Raw genomic sequence first — 12654 nt, forward strand, 5'->3', positions numbered from 1 at the left:
TTTCTGGCCAGAAGAAACAGTGGGTCAGGTCAGGCCGAAGCCCGTGTAGGGCAGGAAGCGCACTGGTGTACCGGGCGCGATCTCGAGTGCCTCGTCTGGCAGTTCGACCAGTCCGGTGGCCCAGCTGAGGCCGGAGATGCGGCCTGAGCCTTCGGATTTGAACACTTCAACCTGGTCTGTATCATTGATCCGCGCGCGCAGGTATTCGCGGCGTCCGGCTTTCTTTGATTTCGAGAAGGCGGCGGGCAGGGTGAAGACCTGGGGCGTGAGCCAAGGGCCTCCGGCGAGTTTCGAGAAAGCCGGTCGGGCAAAGATCAGCGTGGTGACAAGCGCGGCGACGGGGTTGCCGGGCAGACCAAAGACGGGTGTGCCGTTCCATTGGGCCAGCGCCAGCGGGCGACCCGGTTTGATCGCAATGCGCCAATGGTGCAGCGATCCGGTCTGTTCCAGCAGGGCCGAGACATGGTCTTCATCCCCCGCCGATGCGCCGCCGGAGGTCAGGATAACATCTGCTTTTGTCGCGGCATCATCAAAGGCTTGGCGCAGCTTGTCCCGATCATCGGCGACATGGCCAAGATCGACAGGCAGATAGCCCCAGTTTTCGGCCAGCGACATCAGCATGGGGCGATTAGCGTCATAGGTGCGACCAACGTCCAGCGTCGTGCCGGGTTCGGTCAGTTCGTCGCCGGTGGACAGGACGCCGACGCGCAGGTGGGTGTGGACCTCTGCGTCCGAGAGGCCGAGGGCAGACAGCAGCGCCACATCCGGCGCGCGCATCTTGTGGCCTGCGGGCAGGGCGAGTTTTCCTGCTGCGACGTCCTCGCCTGCGGCCCGGGCATTTGCGCCGGGTTTCACACCTGCCGGGAACCTCAGCGTCGTTCCGTCAATCCGCACATCTTCCTGCATAACCACGGTGTCGATCCCGTCGGGCAGCAGGGCACCTGTCAGGATGCGGATGGCGTGGCCCATCGGCACGGTGCCTTTGAATGGTGCCCCGGCGGCGGCGCGGCCATGGACAAGGGGCATGTGGATCATGTCGCCAGCCGGAAGGCCTGCATAAGCGAAGCCGTAGCCATCGACCGCCGCGTTCGCACCGGGCGGGTTGGCGCGCACCGCAATATGATCTGTGGCAAGGATGCGTTTTCGCGCCGCGGCCACGGGGATGCGTTCGATCGCCGTCACCGGGTGCAGGCGATCCCTGAGCGTGGCGAGAGCTTCGTCAACGGGCGTCCAGTTGATGCCGGGGGGCAAGGCGAAGCAGTCATTTGCCAGCTTGGGTGCGTGGCGAGAGGTCATGCCGGTCGCATCCTCGATGAACGCGGCGATGGCACCCGTGTCGTCCAGGTCGAACACGGGCAGATCGAGGGTTGGTAGAGGCGTATCGCTGGCCACGGCACGGATGGTTTGGTTCTTTGGCGCAAGCAGGGCCTCACCCGTGGTGGCACGGTGGGCTTCGATCTTCGGATGCGGGGCGGATTTGAACCCTTCGACCAGCACCAGGTCGCAGGGCGTCAGTCGGGCGATCAGGTCAGTCAGCCGGGGTTCGTCCGTATCCCGCAGTTCGTGCAGGATCGACACGCGGGACGATGAGGCCAGCACCACCTCTTGTGCGCCCGCTTCGCGGTGGCGATGGGTGTCCGTGCCGGGGCGTTCCAAATCGACGCCGTGATGGGTGTGTTTCAGGGTCGAGACCCTTAACCCCTTGGCGGCGAAATGGGCCACCAACCGTTCCATCAGCCCGGTCTTGCCAGAGTTTTTCCAACCGGTGACGCCAAAAATTTTCATGTGGCGGTCTCCAGCAGATTTTGTGCGCGAGCAAGGTCTTCGGGTGTGTTCACATTGAAAAATGGGTCAAAGGGGGCAGGGTCAAAGATGGCCATGGCTGCCCCGTGCTTGTCGGTCCATTGGACGACTTTGCGCAACCCACCTTGCAACGCATTGCGCAGATCTTGGCGCAGGGCCACATCCCACAGCCCGAAAGTCGGTTGACGCATGGGGCCACGTTCCGGGTCATTGGTGGCGGCAAGGGCGATGGGCGATTGCGCGTCGGTGGCGGCCTGGGTCAGCCGTTCAGCAAGATCACGAGGGAAGAACGGGGTATCCGCAGCTGCCGAGATCACTTGCGTCGCGCCGCGTGAAGCCGCCCAATCAAGACCTGACAATACCCCTGCCAACGGCCCCACATACCCGTCGATGCTATCAGGCAATACCGGCAACCCGAGATTTTCAAACCGCGTTGGGTCGCCATTGGCATTCAGTGCGAGCGCCTCCACCTGTGGCGCCAATCGGTCGATGACTTGTGACAGAAGTGTTCCACCACCCAGAGGCAGCAACCCTTTGTCACCACCGCCCATGCGCGTGGCCAGCCCTCCGGCAAGGATGATACCGACCGGTTTGGTCATTCATCAGCCCCTTTGCGACGATGCTTTCGGTCTTCGTGGGTCACATGGGCCGGATCAATGTCGCGGATCAGACGCGCCTCGCCAGACAGGCAGGTGAAGCGCTGCCCTCGCATGCGGCCGATCAGGGTCAGCCCAACTTCGCGCGCAATTTCGACGCCCCACGCGGTGAAGCCGGATCGCGACACCAGCGCTGGAATGCCCATCTGTGCAGTCTTGATCACCATCTCGGAGGTCAGCCGCCCGGTGGTGTAGAGGATTTTGTCTGCCCCCGAGACGCCGTCGGACAGCATCCAACCTGCCACCTTGTCGACGGCGTTGTGTCGGCCAACATCCTCCATATATACAAGGGGACGATCCTCCTGGCACAAGACGGTGCCGTGAATGGCGCCGGCTTCAAGGTAGAGCGACGGGGTTCGGTTGATCTTTTGTGCAAGCGCATACAGCCACGAGGTTTTCAGCGGCGCGGCTGGCAGGGTCAACCCCTCCAGCCCTTCCATCATGTCGCCGAAAACGGTGCCGACTGCACAGCCTGAGGTGCGCGTTTTGCGTGCCAGCTTATCCTCGTAATCCGTTTCGATTTCGGTGCGGACAACGACCGTTTCGATGTCTACATCATAATCCACACTGATGATGTGATCCGCATCGGACAGCATGCCCTGGTTGCGCAGAAACCCAAGCGCCAGATATTCAGGATAGTCCCCGATGGTCATCGCGGTGACAATCTCGCGCTTGTTCAGGAAGATTGTCAGCGGGCGCTCTTCGACAACCGATACACGGATGGGCGCGCCTGCTTCGTCAAAGCCATCCACTGCCCGTGTCAGGCGTGGATCGGCGGGGGCGGGCGCGATCAGATAGTCGGAAAGATTGTCTTTGGTGGCCAATTGCAACTCCTGCCATGACGCCGTAAGCGTAGTGTGCAACTTAGGGTCCGATCATGAATTCGTCCAACCCCAAAAGACACTTCCTGCGCGGTATGCGTGATGCGCTGCCGTTTATCCTGGTGCTCGTTCCTTTCGCCGCGCTGTTTGGCGTGGTGGCTACCGAAGCCGGGTTGAATGTAGTCGAGGTGATGAGCTTCTCAGTGCTGGTGATCGCTGGGGCCGCGCAGTTCACCGCCATTCAACTTATGACTGAGAATGCGCCGACGATCATCGTGATTCTGACCGCGCTTGCGGTGAACCTTCGGATGGCGATGTATAGCGCGTCTCTGACCCCCTATCTGGGGCAGGCACCCATGTGGCGGCGCGCCATAGCTGCTTATTTCATGGTGGATCAGCCTTATGCCCTGTCACAGATCAAGTTCGAGATGGAACGCAATCTGACCGTGTCAGAACGATACGCCTATTACTTCGGTACGGTCGCTCCGCTTGCACCGTTTTGGTATGGCTCAAGCTATGTGGGCGCGGTTGCCGGAGCGCAGGTTCCGCCGGCCTTCGCGCTTGATTTCGCGATGCCGATTACCTTCCTTGCTATGATTGCGCCCGCTTTGCGCACCTTGGCGCATGTGGCCGCCGCGACGACATCCATTATTCTGGCGCTTTTGATGGCGTGGATGCCCTATGGATCGGGTCTTCTTGTGGCCGCAATCGGTGCAATGATCGTCGGGGCACAGGTCGAGCTTCTGACAGCAAGAAAGGCGCGGCAATGATCACCGATCACACCATGATATGGATTGTCATTGTCGCGTTGGCGGTTGGCAGTTTTCTGATCCGGTTCAGCTTTCTTGGAATAGTCGGCGATCGTCCGATGCCGGAATGGCTGTTGCGCCACCTGCGCTATACGCCTGTAGCAGTGCTGCCGGGGCTGGTTGCGCCACTGGTTTTGTGGCCTGCTGCGACCGGCGGGATGACCGATCCCGCCCGACTGGGCGCGGCGCTGATGACGCTCAGCGTCGGGTATTTCAGCCGCAATGTGCTGGCCGCAATCCTGTCAGGTGCAGCCACACTTTACGGCTTGCTCTATTTGCTGGGATAGTCGCGCGGGTCAGATGCCGCGCGTCAGGATTTCGCCGTTTTCTTCCGGATCGTCATCATAGAACTTGCGTTCGGTTACACCCGGCAGGGCACCAAACTGTTTCATGACCCTATTGGGAAACCAAGCAGGCGAGATCGATTCAAATCCAGGCAGGTCGCGTAGGATCGAACCTACCGAGATGGCGCATTGTCCTTTCGGCACCGCACCATAGCGTTCAACAGCACGGATGGCCATTTCCGCCACTTGCGGGCTGACGACAATATCTTGCCGGACAACGTGATAGGTGATGCGGGCGTGGTAATCGACATAGAAATCGACGGCTTTGTCGGTCATGCCGTAATGCACATCGTTTCGTTCAGGCAGGTTTGGATGGCGCCATGTGCCGGCCGGATCAAAGATCAGGCGCTCGGACCCATTGATCAGAAGAGACGAGTGTGCGCCTGCTCCGGTTTTGTTTGAAATCACGGTGAACAGCGTGATTGTGGGTGGACCGTCATGACGGTATTTCGCACGCGCCACGTCTTCATCGCTGGCCCAGACTTTCTCAGCTCCGCCGCATGCCGCCAGGGTCAGTAACAGCGACACAGCTATGATCAATCGCATCATCGAAGTATTCCACCTTTGTAGTCGAGCTGTTGTATCAGGCGTTGAATATCGCCAGCAGGGCCAGAATGACCAAAAAGGCAATCACCGCACGGGCCGAGAATTTTACAAAACCTTCGAAGGTTTTTTCCTGTGCGCCGGTGTCCATCGTTCCATGTACGTGATCTTCCATCTGTGTCGTCCTGTTCACAAAAAAGCGTTGATACTCCGAATAACCGATTTGAAACCACCTGTCACGGGCTGGATTGCAGGTCAGGTTGTCGGTGCGTCGTCCTCTTCCAGTTCGGCTGCCAGCCGAAACCCGATGCGATTGGGGGCTTCGCTTTCCACCAGCTTGGGCAAGGCACGCAGCATCACCGACAATTGGCTGACATGCTGGATCAGCTGGGTTTTCATGCCCTCTCCGTCCGACCCATAAAAGGTCAGCACATCGGGGTCGAAATAGCCGATCCCTTCGATCCGAAGCACACCCGCGTCGCCGCCGGTAAAGCCCATGGCGACCTCGTGTTCATTGTCCAATTGTTCCTCGAAATTCTTGATATAGAGAATCAACCGCTCATAGGCCCATTCCGCCGGGCTTTTCTGCTCCAGCGGTGTTTCTGCAATTTTTTTCGGCAAGGGTTTGTCATCAACGACAACGGGCCCATCCTGACTGCACTTGGCGGTATGCGCACGGGGCGGGTTTGAGCGGCTTGTCTGCTTTTTCTGCGCCATCTGGCCTCACAACGATCTACAGTTCACTGAACCCTTTGTGGCACAAGCGCACAAGTGCGTCACGTGATGAACGCGTGATAGATTTTTATCTCGCATTTGGGTGCAAGAGTTGGTCTTGATCAGGGGCATCTGGTCGTCGCGGAGGAAAGACTGTGAAAATTGGCTTCGTTGGTCTGGGAAATGTTGGGGGCAAACTGGCGGGCAGCTTGTTGCGCAACGGCAAAGATTTGACCGTGCTTGATCTTAATCCAGACCTTGTCGAAAACTTCGTCGCGCTTGGGGCGAATGCGGCAGACGATCCCGCAGCTCTGATGCGCAAATGCGATATTGTCATTACCTGCCTGCCGTCGCCTGCTGCGTCGGATGCGGTGGTCAGCCAAATGCTGGATCACGTGCAGCCGGGAAAAATCTGGCTGGAAATGTCCACCACCGACGAGGCCGAGGTCAAACGTCTGGGCGCAGCGGTGATCGCCTGCGGCGGTGAGGCTGTCGATTGTCCGGTGTCGGGTGGATGCCATCGGGCGGACACCGGCAATATCTCGATCTTCGCGGGCTGCGAGCGCGCAACGTTTGAACGGGTGCTGCCCCTTCTGGCCACGATGGGGCGGCGCGTACTGCACACGGGTGCGCTTGGGTCGGCATCGGTTCTGAAGGTCATGACCAACTATCTGGCAACTGCCAACCTGCTGACCTGCTGCGAAGCGATGGTGACAATGAAAGCCGCCGGGCTTGACCTTGCGACGACCTATGAGGCGATCAAAATCTCGTCCGGCACGTCGTTTGTGCATGAGACCGAAAGCCAGGTGATCCTGAATGGATCGCGCGATATTTCTTTCACGATGGATCTGGTGAAGAAGGATATTGGTTTGTTTCAGGCCATCGCGGACCGGGCCAATGTGCCGCTCGAAATTTCACCTTTGATGATCGAGATATTTAATGACGGCATCGCGCGTTACGGCGAACGTGCGCAGTCAGACGACATCATCCGCAGGCTGGAAGAGGCGACAGGACTGAACATCACTGCCCCCGGCTTCCCTGCCGAGATGGTGGACGACGAGCCGGAAGAAACGGGATACGAGGTGGTGCCGCGCGGGCGCAGCTAGGCTTTTTGCCACAGCCATGCGCCGTCCTCGCGCCGGGTGCGTGTGACGCGTCCTTCATGCAGCAGGTGGTTCAGGTGGCCCACGGCTTCGACCAGCGCCAACCCATATTCACTCCCCGAAATCTCGCGCTTGAACAGCGGGGGGAAGCAGTCGCCGGCCACATGGGGGTCGGCCAGAAAATCCTCCAGCCGGTCCAGCGCGTGGTGGTGGTTGGTGATCAACTGGCGCATTCGTGTCGGCAAGCCGGTGAAGGGCAGTTTGTGGCCCGGCAGGACAAGTTGGTCCGGGGTCGCGTATTGCGACAGGCGTTCGCAGGCTTCCAGCCATTCCCCGACCGGGTCGGCCTCGGGTTCGGTGGCATAAACCCCTAGATTTGGGCTGATCGTTGCCAGAAGCTGATCGCCGCCGATCACCAGCGCGCCATCGGTCGACCAGAACGTCGCGTGTTCGGGCGCGTGACCGTTGCCGATGCGCACAACCCAATCCCTCGCGCCAAAGTGGACGCGGCTGCCTTCCTTGATCCGTTTGAAGCCAAGCGGCATGTCAGCCACGATGTCTGCATAATTGAAGGGTCGTTCGGTCAGGCGCTTCTCGTATACGTCAGGTGCCATACCAGCCGCGCGCCAATAGGCGAGGGTTTCGTCCACCGGCACCATCTGCTCGTCCAGCAGCAACATGCGCGCGAACAGCCATGCGGTGCGTGTGGTGACAAGTTCTGCCCCGTGGTCACGTTGAAACCAACCGGCCAGCCCGACGTGATCGGGGTGGTGGTGGGTGACAACCACCCGCGCAACGGGTTTGCCCCCCAACGGACCCGCCAACAGCCTTTCCCAGATGCGGCGGGTTTTCTTCGAGTCAAAACCTGTATCGACAATGGTCCATCCTTCGGGGTCGTCGAAGGCAAAGACGTTGACATGATCCAGCGCCATCGGCAGCGGCAGGCGCATCCAAAGGACGCCCTTCGCCACCTCGACCGCTTCGCCTTCGCCGGGAATGTCAGGGAAAGGGAAGCGCAGATTGCCTGGTGCCGGTTTGTTCACGATGCCAGATCTTCCGGGCTGAGCGTGTAAAGCCCCGCCGCCCCGGTGCGGGCTTGCACGAATTGTGCGGTATGTTCCGGCAGAAGACGGTTGATATAAAAGCGCGCGAGTTCCGACCGTGGCCCCTTGCCCCCTTCGGCAATCGCGGCGCGCAGGTGGTAGTGTGATCCCAGCACGCGGGCAAAGCCCATCAGGAACGGGACCGCACCGGCAAAGCGATCCTGCATGTCCGATTGTTCCACCATCCATTCGATGGTTTCGCGCAAGTCTTCGGCCGCCGACCAGACCGCCTCGGACATGTTGGGGAAGTTTGCACGGGCGGCTTCGGCCTGGCTTTCAATCTCGTCCAGCAGGCGGAAGGCAGCTTCGCCCCCGTCCATCATCTTGCGGCCGACAAGGTCCATCGCCTGAATGCCATTCGTGCCTTCGTAAATCGCGGTGACGCGCACGTCGCGGGAATGTTGGGCGGCGCCGGTTTCTTCGATGAACCCCATGCCGCCATGCACCTGAACGCCAAGATGGCTGACAAGCATACCAACCTCGGTGCCGTAGGCTTTGACGATCGGGGTCAGCAGGGCCGCGCGCGCCTTCCAGTCGTCGTCACCCGTTGCGCGGGCCATATCAATCGCAAGCGCCAGCGACATCGCCATCGACCGTGCGGCAAAAAGTTCTGTGCGCATCTGGGTCAGCATCCGGCGCACATCGGCGAAGTCGATGATTGTGCCAGTGCCCGCCTCGCCCAACGGGGTGCGGCCCTGCTTGCGCTCCATCGCATAGGCCAGTGCTTCCTGATAGGCACGCTCGCCCACGCCGTAGCCCTGCACCCCCACGCCCATGCGCGCGTTGTTCATCATGGTGAACATGGCGGCCATGCCTTTATGCGGTTCGCCAACCAGCCAACCCTTGGCACCTTCGAAGGACATAACGGCGGTGGGGCTGCCATGCAGTCCCATCTTGTGTTCAAGGCTCACGACGCGCAGGCTGTTTGGTTCGCCCGGATTTCCATCGGCGTCAGGGATCAGTTTCGGGACCATGAACAGGCTGATACCCTTGGTGCCCGGTGCGCCATCTGGCAGCCGTGCCAGAACAAGGTGGCAGACATTCTCGGTGATGTCATTGTCGCCCCAGGAAATGAAGATTTTCTGTCCGGTGATCGAAAAGGTGCCGTCGCCATTGTCTTCGGCCTTGGTGGACAGCGCACCCACATCGGACCCGGCCTGCGGTTCGGTCAGGTTCATCGTGCCCGCCCATTCGCCGGAAATCAGCTTGGGCAGATACAGGTCTTTCAGCGCGTCCGAGGCGTGATGCTCCAGCGTTTCGATCTGGCCCTGCGTCATCAACGGGCAGAGTTGCAGCGACAGGCAACTGGCCGACATCATGTCATTCACGGCGGTTTGCAGCGTCAAAGGCAAGCCCATGCCGCCATATTCGGGATCGGCCGCCATGCCGATCCAGCCACCTTCCGCGATTGCCTTGTAGCCATCCGAAAAGCCGGGCGAGGTGCGCACAACACCGTTTTCCAGCGCGGCAGGTGTGAGGTCGCCGTTGCGGTTCAGGGGGGCCAGAATGTCCTCGCACATCTTGCCGGCCTCGGTCAGGACCGCGATGGCAACGTCAGCTGTCGCATCTGCAAACAACTCGGTTTCTGGTAGCTGATCATAGCCGATGACATGGTCGAACAGGAACTGAAAATCGTCGGTTGTCGCGCGGTAGGTCATGGGAGTCCTCGGCAAATCTCTTGGCATCTGGGCGATAGGCCATTAACTGGGCCTTTATTCTTCCTTACTGAAGGTCAGTGGAGTGGCAAAGGAAAACGCAGCGTCATGAGTGCGAACGGTTTGGAAACGGAAATTCTGACCGCCGATCAGGCCGGGATCGCGCGGGCAACAGAGTTGTTGTGTGCAGGTGCCCTTGTGTCGTTCCCGACCGAGACGGTTTATGGGCTTGGCGCGGATGCCACCAACGACCTGGCTGTTGCGCGGATATTCGAGGCCAAGGGCCGCCCCCAGTTTAATCCGCTGATCGTGCACGTGCCCTCGCTGGACGCGGTGTCCGACATCGCAGTGCTGGATGGTGCGGCCCTTGATCTGGCGCAAGCCTTTTGGCCGGGGCCGCTGACCTTGGTCCTGCCGCTGAAACCTGGTGGTTCGCTGTCTGCCCTTGTCTCGGCCGGCCTTCCCACGGTTGCGGTGCGTGTGCCGGCCCATCCACTTGCACAGGAATTGCTGACAGTCGCGGGTGTTCCTGTCGCTGCCCCCTCGGCCAACCCGTCGGGGCGGATCAGCCCGTCGACGGCCCAGCATGTGCTGGACGGATTGTCGGGCCGGATCGAGGCTGTGTTGGACGGTGGTCCCTGTGAGGTAGGGTTGGAAAGCACGATTGTCGGGTTCGACCCAGCCCCCGTTCTTTTGCGCCCCGGTGGCCTGCCGGTCGAAGCGGTCGAGGCAGCGCTAGGTGGCCCCATCGCCACCCGTCAGACCAACGCAGGCATCAATGCGCCCGGCCAACTGTCGTCGCATTACGCGCCCGACGCCGCATTGCGCCTGAATGCCGATGCCACACGCCCGGGTGAACGCCTGCTGGGGTTTGGTCATGTCGATGCTGTTCTGAACCTGTCCCCGTCCGGCGATCTGGTCGAGGCGGCGGCAAACCTGTTCCGGTATCTGCACCAGTTGGATGATGAAGGTGATGCCCCGATTGCGGTGTCTCCGATACCCGATCACGGAATGGGGCGAGCGATCAATGATCGTCTGCGCCGGGCGGCGGCCCCTCGCGATTAGGGTGCGATTAGGGTGCGATTAGGGTGCGATTAGGGTGCGACTAGGCGTGACCGCCTTCTGCCGACAGAAGCAGCGGGTCGATCCCCAGCTTCGCCAATGCAGCCTTCCACTTTCCTTCGCTGTCATCGGAAAAGACGATGGCCTCTTCCGCGTCGCAGGTCAGCCAGGCGTTTTGCTGTATTTCGGCTTCCAGCTGCCCCGGCGACCAACCCGCATATCCAAGCGCGGCCAGCGCGTTTTCCGGGCCTTCACCTTTGGCCATGGCCTCAAGAATATCGCGTGTCGCGGTCATCGAAAACGCGGCATCCACTTTCAGGGTTGAGGCGTCGTTGTCATACTCACCCGAATGCAACACAAACCCCCGCCCGCCTTCGACCGGACCGCCAAAAAAGACGCTTGCCGCTTTGGTCGCAGCGCTTGCATCGATGTCCAGTTGCGCAAGAATATCGCCAAGCGAGACATCAGGCGCGGGTTTGTTGACGATCAGCCCCATCGCACCCTCTGGCGAATGGGCGCACATGAAGACGACCGAGTGTTCAAACCGCGGATCGCCCATGCCCGGCATCGCGATCAGAAGTTTGCCACTCAGGTCCATCGAGGTGTTGTCATCTGTGCTCATACTTTCAGCAAACCGCTGTGGGTCGGGAAAGGCAAGCCACAAAGGGGTAAAATGGTGACGATCTTTCCCCGAATTGTGATTTCACAATAGCGGTTTCACGCCTATGTATCGGATCATGAGCTTCAGAACAGTCATATTGGCCGCCCTTGTGGCGCTTGCCGCCTTCGTTTCGCCCGGATTTTCAGGGAATGGATTGCCACCAACGGCCGAGGAAGTGGTCAAGATTGACGTTCTGCCGGGTTGGCGGAACGGACAGGGGCAGCATGTGGCGGCGCTTCGCATCCGGCTGGCGGAGGGTTGGAAAACCTATTGGCGCGCGCCGGGCGAGGCCGGGATACCTCCCCGCCTGAACTGGCAGGGTTCGAAGAACCTCGCCGCCGTGCAGTTCCACTGGCCAGTGCCTGAAGTGTTTGACATCAGCGGCATTCGAACCATTGGCTATGCAAATGAACTGGTGCTGCCGATGACGCTTGTCCCCAAGACCGCCGGACAACCCATTTCACTGACCGGCAATGTCAATCTGGGCGTGTGTCTGGATGTGTGTATGCCGATGGACGCGAAGATCTCGGTCGAATTGCCTGCGCACGGCAGCGGGTTGGCGGCACCGATCAAACAGGCGCTGCGTGAGCGACCGGACACAGCACAGGAAGCCGGATTGCAGCGCGCTGTTTGCAAGGTCGAACCGGCGAAGGGCGGGTTGCGTGTCACAGTGAAGATCGAGATGCCGCAGATTGGCCCGAACGAGGTCGTAGTGGTCGAAACCGCCAATCCATCGGTATGGGTGTCGGAACGCGCAACCATGCGGCAGGGTGGGGCGCTGACCACGGTGGCTGATCTTGTGCACAATTCCGGCACTCCCTTTGCGCTGAACCGTTCCGACTTGCGCATGACTGTCCTGGCGGCAGGGCGTGGCGTGGACATTCGCGGCTGCACGGGCAGCTGACCTCCCCAACACATGATCCGACGATCTCGCGGCGATTGGTCGCCCCTGTGCCATATCGTGCCGCCTTTCCCGTTGCGAACACCCCTTGCTGTGCCTATACGGATCAACGACGAAGCCCATCGGGCCAGAGAGGTTGGCTGCCGATGATCGACCCGCGAAGGGGATCGGACGCAGCGTCGTCGATGACAAGGGACAGCCTCTTTGCGCCCAAATTCTGCGTGAAAGGATGTCTGCATGACCCGACTGATACTTCTTGCCCCTGGCCTTTTGGCTGGCCCTGCTTTCGCCGATCCCGGCCATATCGGCGAGATTGCCGGGCACGGACATGTTGGCGGCGTCATCCTGATCGGACTTGCCGCAGCCATCGGCCTTTGGGCAGCACTGAAGGGCTCGAAAGGGGCGCGGGCTCAGGCCGAGACCGCCAGCAAGGAGGCCAGCGAAGAGCCGGGCGAAGACGATTTGCAGGAGGCATAACC

Annotated in this window: 15 protein-coding genes; 6 read left to right on the plus strand and 9 right to left on the minus strand. The window is 60.5% G+C overall.

The genetic code is table 11. The features are described from left to right. Positions 1-24 precede the first annotated feature (24 nt). The 3 genes from BMY55_RS02410 to BMY55_RS02420 are packed head-to-tail and all read right to left on the minus strand — an operon-like array spanning position 25 to position 3289. Positions 25-1785 (minus strand): bifunctional molybdopterin-guanine dinucleotide biosynthesis adaptor protein MobB/molybdopterin molybdotransferase MoeA, encoded by a 1761-nt coding sequence (locus BMY55_RS02410; RefSeq protein WP_091427990.1) that lies wholly within the window; start codon positions 1783-1785, stop codon positions 25-27. After that, positions 1782-2402 (minus strand): molybdenum cofactor guanylyltransferase MobA, encoded by a 621-nt coding sequence (mobA, locus tag BMY55_RS02415; RefSeq protein WP_091427993.1) that lies wholly within the window; start codon positions 2400-2402, stop codon positions 1782-1784. Before mobA ends, BMY55_RS02410 begins: the two co-directional genes overlap by 4 nt. Next, positions 2399-3289, minus strand: coding sequence for a formate dehydrogenase accessory sulfurtransferase FdhD (locus BMY55_RS02420; RefSeq protein ID WP_091427996.1), 891 nt, complete (start codon positions 3287-3289; stop codon positions 2399-2401). Before BMY55_RS02420 ends, mobA begins: the two co-directional genes overlap by 4 nt. 47 nt (positions 3290-3336) lie before the next feature. Between BMY55_RS02420 and BMY55_RS02425 the strand changes: the two genes are divergently transcribed. Further along, positions 3337-4050: an AzlC family ABC transporter permease gene (locus tag BMY55_RS02425; protein ID WP_091427998.1), complete on the plus strand. Its 714-nt coding sequence runs from the start codon at positions 3337-3339 to the stop codon at positions 4048-4050. Between the two features lie 14 nt (positions 4051-4064). Beyond that, a complete protein-coding gene (locus tag BMY55_RS02430; RefSeq protein ID WP_245744627.1) occupies positions 4065-4376 on the plus strand; it encodes an AzlD domain-containing protein in 312 nt (103 codons plus the stop codon). A gap of 9 nt (positions 4377-4385) precedes the next feature. Here the strand turns inward: BMY55_RS02430 and BMY55_RS02435 are convergent, their stop codons facing one another. The 3 genes from BMY55_RS02435 to BMY55_RS02445 all read right to left on the minus strand — a co-directional run bounded on the left by BMY55_RS02435 (position 4386) and on the right by BMY55_RS02445 (position 5693). Further along, entirely contained in the window at positions 4386-4982 is a 597-nt protein-coding gene (locus tag BMY55_RS02435) for a hypothetical protein (RefSeq protein WP_091428001.1), read from the minus strand. A 34-nt stretch (positions 4983-5016) separates the two neighbouring features. Next, on the minus strand, positions 5017-5151 hold the full coding sequence (locus BMY55_RS02440; RefSeq protein ID WP_091428004.1) for an aa3-type cytochrome c oxidase subunit IV: 135 nt from the start codon (positions 5149-5151) through the stop codon (positions 5017-5019). Between the two features lie 80 nt (positions 5152-5231). Next, a complete protein-coding gene (locus BMY55_RS02445) occupies positions 5232-5693 on the minus strand; it encodes a DUF6173 family protein (RefSeq protein ID WP_407638991.1) in 462 nt (153 codons plus the stop codon). Between the two features lie 152 nt (positions 5694-5845). Between BMY55_RS02445 and BMY55_RS02450 the strand changes: the two genes are divergently transcribed. Then, positions 5846-6796 (plus strand): NAD(P)-dependent oxidoreductase, encoded by a 951-nt coding sequence (locus tag BMY55_RS02450; protein ID WP_091428006.1) that lies wholly within the window; start codon positions 5846-5848, stop codon positions 6794-6796. On the opposite strand, the gene BMY55_RS02455 is transcribed toward BMY55_RS02450, so the two are convergent. Together BMY55_RS02455 and BMY55_RS02460 are read right to left on the minus strand one after the other, a co-directional pair. Next, the gene (locus BMY55_RS02455) at positions 6793-7836 is read right to left on the minus strand and encodes an MBL fold metallo-hydrolase (protein ID WP_245744628.1); all 1044 of its coding nucleotides are present in this window, start codon (positions 7834-7836) and stop codon (positions 6793-6795) included. The genes BMY55_RS02450 and BMY55_RS02455 overlap by 4 nt on opposite strands. After that, positions 7833-9554, minus strand: a complete 1722-nt coding sequence (locus BMY55_RS02460; RefSeq protein ID WP_091428009.1) for an acyl-CoA dehydrogenase — start codon at positions 9552-9554, stop codon at positions 7833-7835. The genes BMY55_RS02455 and BMY55_RS02460 overlap by 4 nt, the downstream gene beginning before the upstream one ends. 105 nt (positions 9555-9659) lie before the next feature. Here BMY55_RS02460 and BMY55_RS02465 point away from each other — a divergent pair, with 105 nt between their 5' ends. Continuing rightward, positions 9660-10616, plus strand: coding sequence for an L-threonylcarbamoyladenylate synthase (locus BMY55_RS02465; protein ID WP_091428011.1), 957 nt, complete (start codon positions 9660-9662; stop codon positions 10614-10616). Between the two features lie 40 nt (positions 10617-10656). Here BMY55_RS02465 and BMY55_RS02470 read toward each other — a convergent pair whose 3' ends face one another. Further along, entirely contained in the window at positions 10657-11235 is a 579-nt protein-coding gene (locus BMY55_RS02470) for a YqgE/AlgH family protein (protein WP_245744629.1), read from the minus strand. Between the two features lie 115 nt (positions 11236-11350). On the opposite strand from BMY55_RS02470, the gene BMY55_RS02475 reads away from it, so the two are divergent. Together BMY55_RS02475 and BMY55_RS02480 are read left to right on the plus strand one after the other, a co-directional pair. Further along, positions 11351-12178, plus strand: coding sequence for a protein-disulfide reductase DsbD domain-containing protein (locus BMY55_RS02475; RefSeq protein WP_091431944.1), 828 nt, complete (start codon positions 11351-11353; stop codon positions 12176-12178). Positions 12179-12412: 234 nt separating this feature from the next. Then, the gene (locus BMY55_RS02480; RefSeq protein ID WP_091428013.1) at positions 12413-12652 is read left to right on the plus strand and encodes a DUF6732 family protein; all 240 of its coding nucleotides are present in this window, start codon (positions 12413-12415) and stop codon (positions 12650-12652) included. The last annotated feature ends 2 nt before the right edge of the window (positions 12653-12654 follow it).

Source organism: Aliiroseovarius sediminilitoris, assembly GCF_900109955.1.
Classification (GTDB): domain Bacteria; phylum Pseudomonadota; class Alphaproteobacteria; order Rhodobacterales; family Rhodobacteraceae; genus Aliiroseovarius; species Aliiroseovarius sediminilitoris.

Excerpts from the sequence above, each read along its gene's own strand:
- BMY55_RS02465 (WP_091428011.1), top strand. The coding sequence starts at position 9,660 with ATGAGTGCGAACGGTTTGGAAACGGAAATTCTGACCGCCGATCAGGCC.
- BMY55_RS02470 (WP_245744629.1), bottom strand. The coding sequence starts at position 11,235 with ATGAGCACAGATGACAACACCTCGATGGACCTGAGTGGCAAACTTCTG.
- mobA (WP_091427993.1), bottom strand. The coding sequence starts at position 2,402 with ATGACCAAACCGGTCGGTATCATCCTTGCCGGAGGGCTGGCCACGCGC.
- BMY55_RS02460 (WP_091428009.1), bottom strand. The coding sequence starts at position 9,554 with ATGACCTACCGCGCGACAACCGACGATTTTCAGTTCCTGTTCGACCAT.
- BMY55_RS02445 (WP_407638991.1), bottom strand. The coding sequence starts at position 5,693 with ATGGCGCAGAAAAAGCAGACAAGCCGCTCAAACCCGCCCCGTGCGCAT.
- BMY55_RS02425 (WP_091427998.1), top strand. The coding sequence starts at position 3,337 with ATGAATTCGTCCAACCCCAAAAGACACTTCCTGCGCGGTATGCGTGAT.
- BMY55_RS02430 (WP_245744627.1), top strand. The coding sequence starts at position 4,065 with ATGATATGGATTGTCATTGTCGCGTTGGCGGTTGGCAGTTTTCTGATC.
- BMY55_RS02480 (WP_091428013.1), top strand. The coding sequence starts at position 12,413 with ATGACCCGACTGATACTTCTTGCCCCTGGCCTTTTGGCTGGCCCTGCT.
- BMY55_RS02435 (WP_091428001.1), bottom strand. The coding sequence starts at position 4,982 with ATGATGCGATTGATCATAGCTGTGTCGCTGTTACTGACCCTGGCGGCA.
- BMY55_RS02410 (WP_091427990.1), bottom strand. The coding sequence starts at position 1,785 with ATGAAAATTTTTGGCGTCACCGGTTGGAAAAACTCTGGCAAGACCGGG.
- BMY55_RS02475 (WP_091431944.1), top strand. The coding sequence starts at position 11,351 with ATGAGCTTCAGAACAGTCATATTGGCCGCCCTTGTGGCGCTTGCCGCC.
- BMY55_RS02440 (WP_091428004.1), bottom strand. The coding sequence starts at position 5,151 with ATGGAAGATCACGTACATGGAACGATGGACACCGGCGCACAGGAAAAA.